At 51.3% G+C, this 16,946-nt stretch carries 15 protein-coding genes; 7 read left to right on the plus strand and 8 right to left on the minus strand.

Annotation, left to right across the window (positions count from 1 at the left end):
• On the plus strand, nucleotides 1–914 hold a 914-nt coding region (locus OEL57_RS06630; protein WP_300738775.1), incomplete at its 5' end, for a sensor domain-containing diguanylate cyclase.
• A gap of 326 nt (nucleotides 915–1,240) precedes the next feature.
• On the opposite strand, the gene OEL57_RS06635 is transcribed toward OEL57_RS06630, so the two are convergent.
• Nucleotides 1,241–2,917 (minus strand): methyl-accepting chemotaxis protein, encoded by a 1,677-nt coding sequence (locus tag OEL57_RS06635; RefSeq protein ID WP_300738776.1) that lies wholly within the window; start codon nucleotides 2,915–2,917, stop codon nucleotides 1,241–1,243.
• A 159-nt stretch (nucleotides 2,918–3,076) separates the two neighbouring features.
• Between OEL57_RS06635 and hisI the strand changes: the two genes are divergently transcribed.
• A complete protein-coding gene (gene hisI, locus OEL57_RS06640) occupies nucleotides 3,077–3,454 on the plus strand; it encodes a phosphoribosyl-AMP cyclohydrolase (RefSeq protein ID WP_300738778.1) in 378 nt (125 codons plus the stop codon).
• Nucleotides 3,451–4,326, plus strand: coding sequence for an ATP phosphoribosyltransferase (hisG, locus tag OEL57_RS06645; RefSeq protein WP_300738781.1), 876 nt, complete (start codon nucleotides 3,451–3,453; stop codon nucleotides 4,324–4,326). Before hisI ends, hisG begins: the two co-directional genes overlap by 4 nt.
• A gap of 93 nt (nucleotides 4,327–4,419) precedes the next feature.
• Here hisG and OEL57_RS06650 read toward each other — a convergent pair whose 3' ends face one another.
• From OEL57_RS06650 to OEL57_RS06665, 4 genes are read right to left on the minus strand one after another with little or no spacing between them, the layout of a single operon-like run.
• Entirely contained in the window at nucleotides 4,420–5,778 is a 1,359-nt protein-coding gene (locus OEL57_RS06650) for a hybrid sensor histidine kinase/response regulator (RefSeq protein ID WP_300738783.1), read from the minus strand.
• Nucleotides 5,775–8,072, minus strand: coding sequence for an ATP-binding protein (locus tag OEL57_RS06655; RefSeq protein ID WP_300738785.1), 2,298 nt, complete (start codon nucleotides 8,070–8,072; stop codon nucleotides 5,775–5,777). The genes OEL57_RS06650 and OEL57_RS06655 overlap by 4 nt, the downstream gene beginning before the upstream one ends.
• A gap of 28 nt (nucleotides 8,073–8,100) precedes the next feature.
• Complete coding sequence (locus OEL57_RS06660) at nucleotides 8,101–9,015, minus strand: ABC transporter substrate-binding protein (RefSeq protein WP_300738787.1); 915 nt, start codon at nucleotides 9,013–9,015, stop codon at nucleotides 8,101–8,103.
• 15 nt (nucleotides 9,016–9,030) lie between these two features.
• The gene (locus OEL57_RS06665) at nucleotides 9,031–11,148 is read right to left on the minus strand and encodes a TonB-dependent receptor plug domain-containing protein (protein ID WP_300738789.1); all 2,118 of its coding nucleotides are present in this window, start codon (nucleotides 11,146–11,148) and stop codon (nucleotides 9,031–9,033) included.
• Nucleotides 11,149–11,362: 214 nt separating this feature from the next.
• Between OEL57_RS06665 and OEL57_RS06670 the strand changes: the two genes are divergently transcribed.
• Together OEL57_RS06670 and OEL57_RS06675 are read left to right on the plus strand one after the other, a co-directional pair.
• Nucleotides 11,363–12,250, plus strand: a complete 888-nt coding sequence (locus OEL57_RS06670) for an RluA family pseudouridine synthase (protein WP_300738791.1) — start codon at nucleotides 11,363–11,365, stop codon at nucleotides 12,248–12,250.
• A gap of 100 nt (nucleotides 12,251–12,350) precedes the next feature.
• Entirely contained in the window at nucleotides 12,351–13,253 is a 903-nt protein-coding gene (locus tag OEL57_RS06675) for a DUF4349 domain-containing protein (protein WP_300738793.1), read from the plus strand.
• Between the two features lie 42 nt (nucleotides 13,254–13,295).
• Here the strand turns inward: OEL57_RS06675 and OEL57_RS06680 are convergent, their stop codons facing one another.
• The 3 genes from OEL57_RS06680 to OEL57_RS06690 all read right to left on the minus strand — a co-directional run bounded on the left by OEL57_RS06680 (nucleotide 13,296) and on the right by OEL57_RS06690 (nucleotide 16,260).
• The gene (locus tag OEL57_RS06680; protein WP_300738795.1) at nucleotides 13,296–13,739 is read right to left on the minus strand and encodes a hypothetical protein; all 444 of its coding nucleotides are present in this window, start codon (nucleotides 13,737–13,739) and stop codon (nucleotides 13,296–13,298) included.
• Nucleotides 13,740–13,937: 198 nt separating this feature from the next.
• Complete coding sequence (locus OEL57_RS06685; RefSeq protein ID WP_300738797.1) at nucleotides 13,938–15,716, minus strand: radical SAM protein; 1,779 nt, start codon at nucleotides 15,714–15,716, stop codon at nucleotides 13,938–13,940.
• Between the two features lie 49 nt (nucleotides 15,717–15,765).
• Complete coding sequence (locus OEL57_RS06690) at nucleotides 15,766–16,260, minus strand: hypothetical protein (RefSeq protein ID WP_300738799.1); 495 nt, start codon at nucleotides 16,258–16,260, stop codon at nucleotides 15,766–15,768.
• A gap of 186 nt (nucleotides 16,261–16,446) precedes the next feature.
• Between OEL57_RS06690 and OEL57_RS06695 the strand changes: the two genes are divergently transcribed.
• Nucleotides 16,447–16,617 carry a hypothetical protein gene (locus OEL57_RS06695; protein WP_300738801.1) on the plus strand — a complete coding sequence of 57 codons (171 nt, stop codon included), beginning with the start codon at nucleotides 16,447–16,449 and terminating at the stop codon, nucleotides 16,615–16,617.
• 66 nt (nucleotides 16,618–16,683) lie between these two features.
• A partial coding sequence (locus OEL57_RS06700) for a hypothetical protein (RefSeq protein WP_300738803.1) occupies nucleotides 16,684–16,946 on the plus strand: 263 nt, incomplete at its 3' end.

Genomic DNA, 16,946 nt, shown 5'->3' on the forward strand with positions numbered 1-16,946 from the left:
GCAGATACACAATGAATCAGGCTGACCCTTCTGAACTACTTGAACTGGCGATAAAAAACATCCGTGAACTTCTCACCGCCAATTCGGTGCAGCCTGAGCCTCCTGACTGTCTGGCCGGAGTAAATGGCTATACCCAGATGTACGCAACGATCTATGAGATTCGTACCGCATTATTGGCTTTTTCAGCAGGGGATCTGGGGTGTCAGGCCAGACAAAAAGGGGTTGTGCCTGGTTCAATCAAGGCCCTGCAGGCTGCGTTGCGGCATTTGACATGGCAAACAAAAATGATCGCCTCCGGTGATTTCAGCCAACGGGTAGATTTCATGGGTGAGTTTTCAGAGGCGTTTAACAGCATGGTTTTGCAGCTTGATGATTCTATGCGCAAACTGGAGTTGATGGCACATGTAGACCCTCTCACCGGTACAAATAACCGGGGCTATTTTATGGAACTCTTGTCGTTTGAGTTTGAACGTGCCAAACGGTATGGGTCTGTTTTTAGTGTGCTTATGCTTGATCTGGACCATTTTAAGGCGGTAAATGATACACGAGGTCATGCAGCGGGCGACGAAGCGCTTCGGACTCTTAGCAGGGTTCTTGGCACATCTGAGCTGCGTACCACTGATTTTTTTGGCAGGATAGGTGGTGAAGAGTTTGCGCTTGTGATGCCGGAAACAGATCTGCAAGGGGCTGTTGAGGTAGCCGAGAGGGTGCGTAGTAATCTGGAACAAACTGCGGTAGTACACAACAGCGAAGAATTTTTTATTACGGCCAGTATTGGTGTCAGTCAGTACAGAGCTGGTGATCTTCAGGATACCTTGCTCAGCCGTGCAGACAAGGCGATGTATCAGGCTAAAGAAGGTGGTAGAAACAGAGTGTGCCGAGAAGATCTCACTGGAATTCCTGAGCACCATTAAATTCAAAAGCCCTGCAACCAATTTGGTAGCAGGGCTTTTGTCGTTACAACAAAGTATTTCTAGCAAGAACTCCGGGCCGCATTAAGAAGGGCATACGCTATGGCGCGGTCACTGTATCCGAGGCTATGTACCAGCATATCAACAGCCGTTTCAAGCGATACCTTTCCAGATTTAAACAGTGTTACTACTGTACCGAATGCCATCCTGCTCACCTTCTTTCAAAAATCTCATCGAGACTGAAACTGCAACTGCCAGAAGAAACTGTTACTTATCTTTTCGTATGTCTTAACCAAGAACTTTAGGTCCTGTATCTGCCGGTCAATCCATTATTGTGCGACCGTCTTAAATCCTGCCATTTCCCGTTCCAGCCCCTTGATCTGACGCGAAAGCCCGCTGACCGCCTCTTCCATTACCCGGGTTGTCTTCAGGTTGCCAGTGGCCGCCTCTTCCATCTCCTCTGCAGTGTGGACAATCTGCTCGCTACCTTCCAACTGAACCATACAGGCCCGCCCGATCTCTTCAATCATCCTGACGATGGTCTCGGTTGAATCTGCAATGGCAGACCCGGCATCATTATGGGAACGGGCATTGATATGCACATTGGTGGCCAACTGGCGCATACTGGCAGAGGCCTGGTTGATTACCTCGGCATCCCGTGTCTGATGGCTTGATGAGCGCACAATTTCCTCAACCATGGCCCCCATCTCTTCCATGGCAAGCCGCATTTTTTCACCCTGCTGGGCATGCTGCTCCGTTGCTGAGGCGATCTCATTAACCTGTTCTGTCGCGATCTTAACCCCTTTAACAATCTTGTGTAACGCCTCGCCGGAGCGATGGGAAAGCTGCTCGCCCTCTACCACCGCCTGCTCTGAAAGGGTAATCGCCATAACCGCCTTATCGGTCTCCTCTTTAACGCCGTTAACGATCTCGGCAATCTCACGGGTTGAAGCGGTGGTCCGGCGGGCCAGTTCCTTGATTTCGTGAGCAACCACCCCAAATCCTTTACCATGCTCCCCGGCCTGAGCCGCAATAATAGAAGCGTTCAGGGCAAGCAGTTTGGTCTGCTCAGTCACCTCATCAATCACCTGCAAAATGGTGCCGATACTGGCTGCATGCACAGAGAGATTACCAATCGCCTGCTGCACCGTATGGGAGGCACTGCGAATCTGATGAATACCGCTGATGGTGCTCTCAACCGAGGTGTTGCCTAATTCAGCATCCCTCAGAACATCAACCGAAATGCGGGCTGTGGCCTGGGCGCTTTCCTCAATCTGGCGCACCGAACGTTCCATATCAGCCACCAGCACCGTGGTCCGGGTAGCATTTTCCATCAGGTGCTGCACATTAGCATTAATCTCATTCTGGCCACCAGCCATCCTGACAATCGAATCGCTGACCAGCTCAACGGAACGGAGCAATTCCTCCACCAGCTGGTTAATCTGAACAGTGCTGGAAACCATCTGCTGGATTGATGCTGCATTGGTCCCTGCAGTCCCAGAAAGACCCTCCACCGATGCGGTCACCTCCTCAACCGAGTGCCTGATCTGACGGGCTGCTGCCTTGGTTCGATCAGCCGTATCTTTCTGTCCTTCTGCCAGGGCCAGCCCCTGTGCAGCAACATTTCCGACATTGGCACCGATTGTCCGCAGTTCATCAACCGCACTGCGAATGCTGACCACAACTCCGCCCAGACGTTCCAGCATCTCGTTAAAATTACTGTTCAACATCCCTACTTCATCAGGAGAAAGATCCTCGCCTCGCACAGAGAGGTTCCCTTCAGCCGCCTGATCCATCACACCGGCCAGACGTTTTACCCTGGTTGGCAGTTTCCGGGATGCCAGCACCAGCAGGACAAACAAAAACAGTAGCGCAGTAATGGCAAAGAAGAAACGCAGCCCATCCGGTGGAATCTGCCTTACAAACAGCCCGGCCAGGGACAGGAGGATACCGCTAACAAGCAGAGTTCTGATGAGCTGTGATCCAAATCCAAGGTTCTTTGCCATGATAATATCCTTACGCAATGCCGGTGGGCATCAGAGTGGCTTTCTTTATACCGCAAATCTAGCGCAAAACAAACGGTTCTTATAGGTTATATGGCCAGTGGTCTTGCTTTTTCCCGGTACCGCTCCTATACTGCCCGAACACTTTTCAGGAGGCACAGCATGATTGAGATTAATTTTGACAAGATGGGCGGTTTGATCCCGGCTGTTATTCAGGATTACGAGAACGGCGAAGTACTGATGGTGGCCTTTATGGACAAGAAGACCCTTGATCTGACCCTTCGTGATGGCAAAACCTGGTTCTTCAGCCGTACCCGCAATAAGTACTGGATGAAGGGTGAAGAGTCTGGCAACACCCAGGATGTGATGGAGATTTTGACTGACTGCGACGCCGATACCGTGGTGATCAAGGTCAAGCAGAACGGCCCGGCAGCCTGTCACACTGGCAACCGTAGCTGTTTCTATGTTAAATGGGAAGATGGCCAGTGGGTAGAGCATTCCAACCCGTTATTTGATCCTGCGGAGGTCTACAAAAAATGAATACGGTCCTACGATTCGGTGTCCCCAAAGGCAGCCTTGAAGAAGCCACCGTTGACCTTTTCAAGCAGGCAGGCTGGCAGATCGGTATCTCCTCCCGCAGCTACTTCCCCACCGTTGACGATGGTGAGATGAAGTGTCACCTGATCCGGCCCCAAGAGATGGGTAAGTACGTTGAGCGCGGCACCATTGATGTGGGGATCGCTGGCCGCGACTGGATTCGTGAAAACGATTCAGATGTAGTTGAAGTCTGTGACATGGTCTACTCCAAGGTATCCCGCCGCCCGGTCCGCTGGGTACTGGTGGTTGCCCAGGATTCACCGGTTCAGAAGCCTGAAGATCTGCAGGGTGCCACCATCTCCACTGAACTGGTGGAGTTTACCAAACGCTACTTCAAGGAGCGTAACATCCAGGTTAACGTCGAATTTTCCTGGGGAGCCACCGAAGCCAAGGTGGTTGATGGTCTCTGTGATGCCATTGTTGAGGTAACGGAGACCGGCTCTACTATCCGGGCCAACAACCTGCGGATTGTCTGCGACCTGATGGAATCAGTACCGGTCATGGTGGCCAACAAGACCGCCTGGGAAGAGCCCTGGAAACGGGCCAAGATCGAACAGATCGCCACCCTGCTCAACTCAGCCCTGCGGGCTGAAGGCATGGTGGGTCTGAAGATGAATGCCCCTGCCGACAAGGTAGAGTCAATCATCAGTATCCTGCCCAGCCAGAAGGCACCTACGGTTGCCCACCTCTACAAATCAGACTGGGTCTCCATTGAGAGCATCCTGCCGGAAAAAGAAGTACGCCGGATCGTGCCGGAGCTATTGCGCCTGGGAGCTGAGGGGATTATTGAATACCCGCTGAGCAAGATCATCTGATACACAAGCCGCCGCTAGAAGTACTAAGCCCGCAACACGCCTCTCTTAAAAAGCATACTGCGGGCTTAGTACATTATCTCACATAGAGCCTGTTCAGACAGCAGGGGCAGCAGGCAGGGCAAGCTGGAAACATGCCCCGTCAGAGGTATTGCCCACGTCTATACTACCCCCCATTTTCCCTTCAATGATCATTTTCGACATATACAGCCCCAAACCAACCCCCTGAGATTTATGTTTGGTAGTAAAGTAGGGATCAAATATTTTTCCGCTGATGGCATCGGGAATACCACCGGCATTATCTTCAACAATCACTATAATCTGCCCGTCCACCAACTGCATGGAGACCGATATTTCAGGAGCAGCAATAGCACGCTCCACCAGCACGTCGCGGGCATTATTAAACAGATTAAGTATGATCTGGGAAAATTCATTGGCATTCCCCTGTATCAGGCCGTTGTGCTCCAGCTTCAGGTTTAATGTAATTCCAGCAGCTTGAAATGAGGCTTGCACCAGATCTACGGTTTTACGAATGACAGATGAGACATCAAATCGATCAGAAGATTGTCCTTTTTTAAAAAAGTCCCGAAAGGTATTGATTGTTTGCGACATATGCTGAATGATTTCCATACAGCCATGGGAAAACTCATCAAGCCTCGTATCATCCAGCAGAGAATCATCATAATCAACACGCAACATCTGAACCATGATACCCAACTCGTTAAGAGGCTGGCGCCACTGGTGGGCAATATTTGAGATCATCTCACCCATGGCAGCCAGACGACCCTGCTGAATCATCATGGCATCCTTTTCGCGATTTCTCTGCACCTCTTCCTGCACACGCGTTTCAAGGGTCCGATTCAAGGCCTCAAGCTGAGTCTGCTTGACATGCAACTCCTGCTCTGCCAGCACCCGTTCAGCAATCTCTTCTTCCAGCAGAAACGCTTTTTCCTGAAGCTCGTTGTTCGCACGGGCTAACTCAGCGGTCCGCTCCTCCACCCTGGTTTCCAGTAACTCCTTTGCTTCCTGAAGCCTTTTTGTAAGCACCCTGTTATGCAGATGGACGGCAATGCGGGCCAGCAACTCCTCCCGCTGAAAAGGCTTGGTAATATAGTCAACAGCTCCGGCCTCTAACCCTTTTACCTTGTTTCCCGTTTCAGCCAGGGCTGTCATAAACAAAACAGGGATATCATGGGTACTCTTTACGCTCTTCAGCCTACGGCAGGTTTCATAGCCATCAATCCCCGGCATCATGACATCAAGCAGAATCAGATCCGGTCGGGCATATTCAGCACGTTTGATAGCGCTCTCACCATCCTCTGCAACAAGGATGGTATACTTACACGCCACCAGGCAATCACGCACAACAGCAAGATTATTGGCATCATCATCAACCACAAGAATAACCGATCGCTGTTCGTTGGAAGAGGCTACCTGCTGCCCATCAGAAATCATTTCGCTGCTCCTCGGTATTGTTCCACCAGTGCTAGAATCGCTTTTGCCTTAAACAGCTTTGCCAGCTCACGTAATCTGTCAGCAAAGCAACGGTAGCTACTGTTCTGTGCCTCCAGTGCCGTTGCCCACGCTTCAATCGCCAGCATATCGCCCATCATGGCTAATGCATACAACGCCTCCAATTCTGCGGGAGGTGGCACGTCAAACGAATCATCATCCTTCCAGGATTTGGGTTCACTATTGTCTGGTGCGGTTGCAGACACCGTTGTTTTCCACTCAATTCCAAGCAGACCGGAAATTTTTTCAAGCAAGAGATCAATGCGGACCGGCTTAGTCACAAAATCATCACACGCTGCGATAAAAGCATCCTTACATGCACCATCAGTCACGGTAGCAGACGCGCCAATAATTTTTGTTGCTGCAAAGTCATTGTTTTGTCGCAAACGGGTAGTAAATTCCAAGCCATCCATTTCAGGCATCACCAGATCAAGTATTACCAGATCAGGTCGCTGCTCAGCCACCAGCTGCAGCGCTTCCTGACCGTTTTGAGCCGTAAACAACTCAAATCCCAATGGTTCCAATAATGAAACAAGCAGCGCCGTATTGCCCACCGTATCATCAGCCACCAATACACTCTTGCGCCCACCACGATAGCCAACAACATGGGATTCAGTCTTTGCAGAGCTGACCTCATCGGCCATCAATGAAGATAACGGCACCTCCAGCCAGAAGGTACTACCCTTGCCAGGTTCGCTTTCAACCCCCATGGTACCCTGGATAAGCGTCAGCAGACATTTTGTGATATTAAGCCCGAGACCGGTCCCCTCACGGGCCTGCCGATCATTGGTAAGCTGGATAAATGGATCAAAGATGACTCCCAGTTTATCCGCAGGAATACCGATACCGGTATCCGCCACCTCACAGCGAAACAGTCCGTCTCCAGCACGTCCATAGCTCACCCGCATGGTAACACTGCCCCGACGGGTATATTTGACCGCATTTGAAAGCAGGTTCAGTAAAATCTGGCGAAGTTTACGTTCATCCCCATGTACATACGCTGGCAACGACGTTTCCGGCTCATAGTAAAACTGCAACTCCTTCTCTTCCGCCTGCAGCTTGGTAAGATTAAAGACCTGGGCGATCAAGGCCGGCAGATCAAACACGACGTCCTCAACATCCATCTTATTGGCTTCAATTTTGCCGACATCAAGAATGTCATTGATCAATGTCAGCAGATGTTCACCACTGTTCCTCATAATATCAATCTGTTGTCGCTGCACATCCGAAAGATTGTTGTGCAGGCGGAGTATCTGGGCATAGCCAAGAATGGCGTTCAATGGCGTGCGCAGTTCATGGCTCATGCTGGAGAGGAAATCACTTTTAGCCCGATTGGCTGACTCAGCCTGTTCCTTTGCTATGGTCAACTCCGCTGTACGCTCTGAAACCAGCTCCTCAAGATGATCGCGATGGTTTATCAGCTCATTTTCACGTTCCTTAATGGCACGACTCATCCGGTTGAATTCTGCGGTTAGACGGCCTATCTCACTTTGAGGGGACAAGACGGGAACTTCGGGATGCTCACCCTCCTGAACCTCCTTAACCGCATCGATAAGTGCATACAACGGTCTGGTGGCCAAGGATACAAACAGGTACAGCAACAGAGTACCAACAAGAGAAAAAGCAACCGCCAGCAGACTACCCCGAATGATAATACGGCGCTCGGACCGGCTCATAACCTCTTTTGACAGGCCGATCCTGACCCAACCGATCTGTTCCTTTACCGTGGAATCCGAACCGCTTCCCTCCAACAGGAAAAAACCCTCTGTAGCCTTAACGGTCACCACCGGCACAATAAACTCAAAGACATCATCGTGTTCATAAAAGCTGATCAGACGATCAGCCCCTAGCGTCAGAGGTCCTGTCAGCGGGTATTGTTTTCCTTCATGAAGCAATATTTCAGAACGCTGATTAAGAAATGAAACAAAGGCAACATCCTTGATTGCCATCAACGGTTGGGCAGAAGTTTTCAGCTGTTCAAAATTTTCAGAGAGTAGTGACAGCTCGGCATTCTTTGCAGCTATGGCAGCAATTGCCTCCCCTTTTTTGATGATTTCGCTCTTGAAGATCTTTCTCTCGGTTGAAATCGACTCAAAGGTATAGACCATGGAAATAATAACAATCATGGGAAACAGGAACAGCATCGCACGCCGTCTGAAGGTCAGCGGCACCAACGCAGCCAATCGCCTGGACAGTCCTTGTTTCTGTTCTTCCGGCACCAAGGCAGTGTTATTCATATCCGCATTTGTCATAGCCTGGATGATCTCACTGATAAACCCTCTTTGCCTTCCTCAACATCTCATCGGGTATTTCAACGCCCATTTTCTGTGCGGTATTGCTGTTTATATACAGGTTATACCGTCTCGGTGAGGAAGCAGGCAGTTCTCCGGCATCGCCACCGTTCAAGATAATTTGCACCTTTTCACCGATCTGACGACTGACAGCCTTTGGATCAAAGACCAGGGCAAACAGCGAACCCTGCCTTACATTAGCTTCTGAAATACCAAACACAGGGATATTATTTCTGAAGGAAAACAGGTACACGCTTGACATGACCGGGGCGGTCAGCAGATTAGAGTCAGGTAACAGGAGCAGTGACTTGGTGCCAGTAAGCTGGTTGACAGTAGCAACAAGTTCGGATGAGCTACTCACCCCATAAGCCGATACCTGGGCATAATCGCCGCCAAGCAGGCTCCGTAACATGCCCTGGCTTCCCACAACCGACATCCTGGAGAGCGAGGGAAGATAGCGCCGGACCGTCGAGACATATTCACTCACCGGTGGGGACATATAGACACCGGTAACGTTTACCCGGCCTGACTTGGGGGGAACTACAACAAGCCCGTAGACAACGGCAACTGACGGCGGCAACCGCAAGGCCTCATGTACCGCATCAGCGCCCAGTGCAACGACAACTTCAGCACCTTCCCGCTCAACGATTGCACCAAGCCGTCCCCTGATATCCACGACCGCATACTCCTTAACCTGTGACCTCACCGCCAGTTGAATGTCTGCAGCAACACCGGCCACAAAGGCATACCTGGTATCGCCGACAATCAGGACTTTTGCTGCTTCAGCAGCAGCACAGGAGAGTTGCAGAACGCAAAGAAACACCAGTACGGCTGCATGGTAGCGGCACTGGCTCACAGTGGCAGAAAGATATGAAAAAAGCAGCTTCAAACAGTCGTTCCCTTGCTAAAACTTGTACGAAGCGGTCAGAAACCAGGAAATCCCTTCACGGGGGTAATCGCCAGGAATCTTCGGTGCCGTCTTGGTAAAGTTTACCGATCCTCCAGAGGTATCAGGATCGTTGTAGCGCTGGTCAAAGAGGTTGCGTATTGTTGCCTGTATTTCCAGTGTTTTATAGAAGTTTTTAAGCGTCGCAGCCAGATCCACCGTCGCATAAGAGGGCATTTGCGATCTGGTGTCACCTGTATCCCGTGGACGCGGTCCGGTCCAGAGCAGGTCAGTATGCAGGTTCAGGTATTTGGTCAGCGCATAGTTAATACTGCCGGAAGCACGCTGCGACGGTACATAGGGCAGTCGTTTATTCTTGCTGACATCACGCGGGTCCTGATACGCATAGTTCAGCTTCCAGTACAGGTCCGTCCCTACTGCACCATTAAACCCAAATTCAACCCCTTGTGTCTCGGTCTTGCCAAGATTGGCATTGACCGCCGGCTGACCTGGGGTGGTTGAAGGGACCCAACCGATCTGGTCATTAATAGTACTGTAAAAATAGTTCAGATTTACAGCAAAATAGCGGTTCAGACGCCAGGCCACGCCAGCCTCATAGGTCTGAATCCGTTCTGGCTTAAGGTCTGGGTTGCCGATTACCGTTGCATTGTTAATATTGTACAGTTCCTGAAAGCTGGGGGCGCGGAAGGCCTGACCATAAAGCAGCTTCAAATCGGCATTCTCAAGAAAGCTCCAGACTAGTCCTAGCCGAGGATTTAAAGTATCTCCAAAATCACTATAATGGTCATACCGCAGACCGGCAGTCAGATTCACTTGAGCCGGAAGTTCCCATTCATCCTGGAGGTAAGCAGCAAACACCTGGCGGGTGGCATTCTTGTTCCAGTTGGCCACTTCCTGAACAGAAGCAAGCGGCGCACCGGTCAATGGATTAAAGTTGGCCAGTTGCTGAACATCATACTGACGCATCTCTTCAAAGGAGACCCCGGCAATCAGATGATTTCCTGCGAAAAGATCCCAATCAGCCTGTAGTTCTCCGCCAATGGTTCGGTTCTTTACCAGCGGTTTGCCGACCATCCCGTTCGGAAAGAGCCCCGCAAATCCGTTCGGGTAGATTTTCATGGTGGGATCCTGCTCATACGAATCATAATACAGCTTCAGGTTTGCTGAAAAAGCCTCTGTCAGCTTTAGGTTGTAGGCCAGCTCCCCCCAATAATTATCAACCTGTGACTTGCTTGAGTCGTCCGTAAGGGCGGATACAATGCCAATGTACATCCCTTCCTGCTTGGTAAGGTACTGCCCTCGAAAGGAGAGATCACCATAGCCAACCTTCAGGAAGGCTTCCGTCTGCTTTAAATAAAGGTCAGATGTACCAGGTGCCTTCGAAAATGGTGTTCCGCTCAACGTATCAGCAGCAACCGCCAGCTTTGCACCTTGCGATTGGTAATGATCCAGGCTACCCACGACCGTAAAATGATCACCAATTGCCTTACCGCCAAGCAGGTTACCCTTGAGGCTATCAAAGTTCCCACCGCCTGCCTTGGCCTCAAGACCATCAATCTCCTCGGCAGTACGAGTGATAATATTGATCGTTGCCACAAAGGCACTGGTACCGTAGAGAGCGGAGCCAGGCCCACGTACCACCTCAACCTGCTTGATGTTTTCCATCGGGAGCATACCTGCCACACGGTACAGGGCGCTTCCGGTAAAATTTTTATTCAGAGAATGGCCGTCGATCATGACCAGAATCTTCTCACTGAGCGAGGATCTGATACCGCGCACCTCGACCATATTCCCGCCAAACTCTGTGATGGCAACACCGAAGCCCGGCACCATCTTCAACAGATCCAGCAGATTGCGAGCACCCATATTCCTAATTTCGTCGGCGGTTATGATTGTAGCGATAGCAGGGGCTTTACGTAATGAGGTAGGACGCTTGGTGGCGGTAACCAGATCTTGCTCCTCAATAAACATGAGCAGATCTTTGCTCTCTGACTGATTATTAAGGGCCACAACAGTATCTGGCTGGGTAGAGGGGCCATCAGCACCGTAAGCAGCAATACCACTCCCCAGACAAAACACAAAAGACAGGCAGGCAACAGACGTTTTCTTTTTCATGGGTGTATCCCTCTACGGTGGTTGTGGTTACCCATTCTTTACTGCATTTGCTTTTATACTCATTAAATTTTTAACTGTAAAGCAGTTAACCTACCACCCAATATAGCAGCTTTCCGTAGGTATTCAGGCAAACATCCGTTATGATACCGCAAACAGCTTCCCAGAACAGTTATTCCCAAAACACTCTTGCAAAACACCACCAAGGTACTAACCCATGCTCACCTACACTATTACTGCTGATGACCACTGCCGCCGGCTTGAAAGCTGGCTACAACGACTTCTCCCAACGGCTTTGCCTGCCTACTGCCGCAAGCTGATCAAGTCCGGTGCCTGCTCCCTGAATGGTACAAAATCTGCACCGGATGCCCTGCTTTCTGCTGGTGACAGCATCAGTCTGAAGGAAAGCAGTCAAGTCATGGAGCAGCTAAACAAACCGCTACCTCCCATTGATCTGCTTTGGCAGGATGATCGACTACTGGCAATCAACAAAACGGCCGGACTGGCCATGCATGCGGCTGCCGAGGTGGATATAAATCTGGCTGATATCGCCTCGGCCTGGATGGAAAAGAAAAGCAATTATCCGGTACGGGCCTACCCGGTTAATCGGCTGGATCGGGGCACCTCTGGCGTGGTACTGCTGGCCACCAGTTCGTCTAACGCAGGGATGCTGGGCAGGCAGGTCAAGGAAGAAGGTCTGGACAAGATCTATCTGACCGTGGTGGAAGGGATTTTAGAAGGGGAAGGCGAGATCAACCAGCCACTGGATGGTAAGGAATCCATCAGTCGTTACCGCTGCCTAAGTACTGGTGAAAACCACAGCTTTCTGTTGGTTGAACCGGTCACCGGACGCACCCACCAGATTCGCCGCCACCTCTCATCAATCGGTCATCCGGTGGTGGGCGACAAACGCTATGATGCCCAGCCGCTGTCCACCCTGGCAGGCATCGCCCTGCACTCCTTCCGTACCGTCCTGCGTCATCCAGTTAATGAGCAGATGCTGACAATCTGCGCGCCGCTGCCTGCAACCATGAGGATGTTAATTCAGGAAAATTGCGACATCCACGAAACTGATCTGCTTGCCCTCCTGCACAACCTGATCTGATCACGCTCCCTGCCACAGGTTGACTCCAACCCGTCCTGTGGTAGGCTGCATATAATTAAAATAGTACACACCCCCCTCACAATCTGTCGGAGATCTATCCATGCGTATCCAGCTTTATCGCCTCATGATCCTGTCTTCAGTTGTTCTTCTTATGCTCTCCGGTTGCCAGAAAAAGGAATCGAACCGGCTTTTAGAAAAATCAAGATCACAGGCAATGCCAGCCGCAGCTCCGGCAGCTCCTGTCGCAGAAGCGCCTGCTGATGCCGTTGCAGAACCGGCAGGGCAGACCACTGACAAGCAGACACAACGCAAGGTAATCATGACCTACGACCTCACCCTTGAGGTCAAGGAGACCGTGGCTATCATCCGCCAGATTTCCACACTGGCAGAAAAAAACGGCGGGTTTATTGTCAGTTCACAAAGCCACAAGGAATCGGACGGCGCTGTACGTGGAGAAATAAGCATCCGGGTTCCCACCGGCAAGGTGGGCACCATCATGGAACAACTACGCAAGACCGGCAAGGTGGCAGCGGAACAGGCCAATGCAGAAGATATCACGGAAGGCTATGTGGATCTTGAGGCCCGGATGAAAAATGCCCGCGCCTCAGAAAAACGGCTGCAGGATATGATGAAACAGGCCGGAAAGCTTTCAGATGTACTACTGGTAGAAAAGGAATTAACCAGGGTCCGTGGCGAGATAGAGGCGTTTGAGGCCAGAAAACGGACCTGGGATCTGCAACTTGAAATGACCCTCATCAAGATCACCCTGACCGACCGCGCCGGGGCGTTGCCTACCTTCCAGCGTTTATGGCACCCGCTGCACGGTTCTTTGGGCGAAGCACTGGAAGGCTTCTCAAGCTCTTTACGGGCCATGATCATCTTTGTAGGGGTCGTATTGCCGTGGGTAACGATCCTGCTGCCTGTTTCGATCTTTATCTGGAAGCGGATCAAGCGCTGGCGGGAAAACAGAAGGCAGCGAAAGACGGCAAAAGCCGTAGAATAGCAAATCTCAGCGGAGACGGTTTATCTGATCTGGCACCAAAGGTTATCCGTTATTATTATTATTGTTGTTATTATTGTTATTGTTGTTGCTATAGGATATCTTGCTGCTGCTCTGACGTTTGCGCTGATCAGCATCGGCCAGGGCAGCGCCTGCCAGGGCCGTAGCTGCCACTGCACCGGTAATCATGACCGTCTTGTTGTTCAGAAAGGCCTGCCGATCCAGGATTGAGATCTTCTTGGCATCACACTGCAGAACCCGGTCACTGTTTGCTCCAAGGCCGGGATAATCCTTGACCAGGGTTTTGCCATTGTAGAGATAGAGATGATCCTGAGCATAGACCAGTGATGGTTTCTTATCCGCACTGCCTGCCATCCGCCCCACCAGTTCCTCTTCCATCTGAACCCGTTTTGTATCATCCGACATTCCCACCAGATTCATAAACCGCTCAACATTTGACGCAATTTTTTCAAGGTTATTTGATGACATATTCTGTCCCTCTATAGCTAGGGGCTGTAAATGAATGGCATGGTCAAAATTGCGCTCAGATTCAGGTCAGATTTGGCTGAACTGATTGAGCCAAACCGCAGACGTAGTACGCTACGTTGAGGATTTGGTGATTGAAGCTCAGGAAAATATGGCCAGAAGATGAGATGCAAGATGATCATGTCATTTGTTTACAGCTCCTTAATCCCAGTAAAATTCAAAGTTCTGAAATGGTAGATTGATGGCCTGGATATGGTAGAAAGCGTTGTTCTTCTGCTTCTGATAATGATACTCCCGCAGCTGGCCGGTGGTCACGAACAAATTATTGAGTACGTTTTTGACAAAATACCGGCTGTTTAGCTGCAGCAATCCGGCAAGGTCTGCAGTCAGCCATTCTTCCCCCAGCAGCAGATCAGGCTGCAGCAGGTTATGGAAGATTTGGTGGGTGATCAGATGTTCCTGCTTGCTGCGCTGTTCATCACCATAGACCACGGTGGTGTCCCTCAACAGCTGGATATACAGGGTATTGCGGATCAGCTCACTGCAGTTGGCCTCAAACAGAGAACGCCGGATATGCAGCACCAGATGATCATCCTTGCCGATGCTGTAAAGACTGCGCTGTGATGTCAGAATCTGGGACTGCAGCGGGATCAACTCGCCATTCAGTTCCAGCAGAAAGGCATCCGGCCTGTACAGGTGCTGCAGCAACGGATCAGCCGCAATCAAGGCTTGCAGGCTGTTCTTCTGGTCATACAGCTCTGCCGGAATCAGCACCACCGGACTCTTTGGCTGTTCCTGCGCCAGCTCATCCTGCAACAGGGCCGGATGCATCCCCAGCAGATATTCCCGTGCCGCAGCAGCCTGATCGCCACCGGACAGCGGCGGATATGAGGCTGGATTATCCCGGTAGATCGCCTGCTGCAACTGACAGGTATAGGACTTGCCGAAACCATTCTGCAGCTTGACTGCCGGACAGCCGGTGTGGCAGATCTGCAGGTACTCGCAGGTCTGACAGCCCGGATCAAGCCCCTGCTGCTGGTGCAGCAGACGAACCCGACGACCACCTTCAGTCAGCACCGCCTCTACCCCGTCACTCAAGATATTGCCATAATACAACGGTTCCACCCCCTGCCCCCTCACGCAGGACCAGACCCCACCATCCCCCTGCAGCAGGTAGAATCGCTCTCCGCAGTTAAAGGCATTGGTGCAGTAACTGGGCTTAAACTCATCAAACCAGTTGCGCCGCAACCCCTCTTCTAGTTCAGTACCCATAAAAGCATCCTGCAGCGCATGATACAGGGCAAGCTGCTCCGCCTCACTGGCCTGCTGCAGCCCCAATTCAGGCTGTCCCCCAAACTTCTGGCAGTTCAATTCAGATCCAAACCCGAACATGATATTGAAGTTGTTCATGTCAAAGCCAATATCACGATGGATCTTCCAGATATCGTCAATCAGAGCCGGGATGTCCTGCAGATGTTCATGGTAGAGCGTGGCTGAGATCTTCTTGCTGTGAGGATAGCGCCCAAGCAGGCGCAGATTTTCAACCGTACGCTTGAGCCATGAACGACCACGACGGTCAACCCGGTACCTGGCATGCAGGGACAAGGGCAGGTCAATACTGGCGCTGATGGACACCTGATACTGATCAAACAGGTCACACAGCTGGTGAAAGTTAAACAGATTGGTCTTAAGATGGGGGGCTGATTTGCGATACCCCATGGCGTTCAGTTGATCAAAATGATCCAGATAATGGCGGTTGATGGTGCTAAATAACTGCTCCAGCACCGCAGGCGGCAGGGTCGTCACCTCACCGCCATGCAGTGAGACGTTAAACGGCAGCACGTCAGCATCCAGAAACCGCTGCAGTGCCTGCTGCAACGTGGCAACTGCCCTGCCTGCGTCCAGCTTCAGGGTCGTGGGATCGGTCTGACTGCCCAGATAGCAGTAGCGACAGGAAAGATTGCACGAGAGGGTGGGCACATACAACAGGTGAATATGCCGTTTGAACTGCCGTGGGGGACGGCTATGCTCAGCCGATAATCTCAGGGGTTACTCCCGAAAGCTTCGTCAGAACTTTTTCGCAGACCTTGTCAAACTTGGCGGTTTTGTTGGCCTTGATCTTGAAATCCTTGCGGGCGTTGGTTGGAAACTTCTCCGCCTCAATTGTCAGCCGTTTGCCCTTTTCCGAGATTAGGGTCAGCACCTGGCGCTGCCGATCCAGCTGGGCCTTGGCCACGGTGCCGTAGTAGATGATCTGCTCTCCCACAATCAGGTAGCGCGAGGCGATCAGCAGACTCTTGCGCATCCCTTTCCTGACCAGGTAGATGACAATCCCCACCGGCAGCAGCAGCCCCAAAAGCAGCCAGGCGCCGAAATTGGCGGCACAGACAATAGAGCCAAACAGCGCAACAATCAGCACCACCACCAGTGTCGCGTTACTGCTGCCCTCCACCTTGTATTTGAATGCTGCCGGACCCTTGGTTTCCATGATGATCAGAATAACGCTACTTTGGCAGATTGGCAAGCGCACCAGCACATACATAAATTGTACTATGCAACAGCATAATGAGCACACAGACTACACCAAAAACCATCCACCCAGCTCACCACAAGCAAAACAACATGTCGTAAATCAAGCATGTTACAGATCAAATAAAACTTGGCATCCTCCCTGCTAACCAGAACAGCAAGAACACCAGAGGAGAACGCCATGGATTCACTGACCATACGAGTACTGGTAGCAACGGTCCCGCTCACCATCCTGATGGTTTTCATCACCCTGTCTGAGACCATCAAAAAGCAGCACAACAGACACACCGCAAAGAGATTAACCGCCGGTGCATTGCGAGGCTTATCTCAGGGACCGCAGCTGCGTGGCTAGTCACAGATTCGCAATTCCCCAAAGTTCTGGTATAAGGATTCGTTGATTTTACGCAAAGGACCAACCATGCCCAAACAATCCACCGGCCTGACCGCTCTGAACGCCACCCAGTTTTTGGGGGCCATGAACGACAACATCCTGAAGCTGCTGATTGTCTTTTTCCTGATCCATCTACAGGGACCAGAGAAGGCGGGGATTATCACCGCCTCAGCCGGGGTGGCCTTTGTGCTGCCGTTCCTGCTTTTCTCCGCGCCCGCCGGTGGCCTGTCTGACCGCTACAGCAAGGCCCGTGTCAGCGTGGGGGTCAAGTTGCTGGAGGTAGTGGCTGT

Origin of the sequence: Trichlorobacter sp. (assembly GCF_030247655.1) — a bacterium.
GTDB lineage: Bacteria > Desulfobacterota > Desulfuromonadia > Geobacterales > Pseudopelobacteraceae > Trichlorobacter.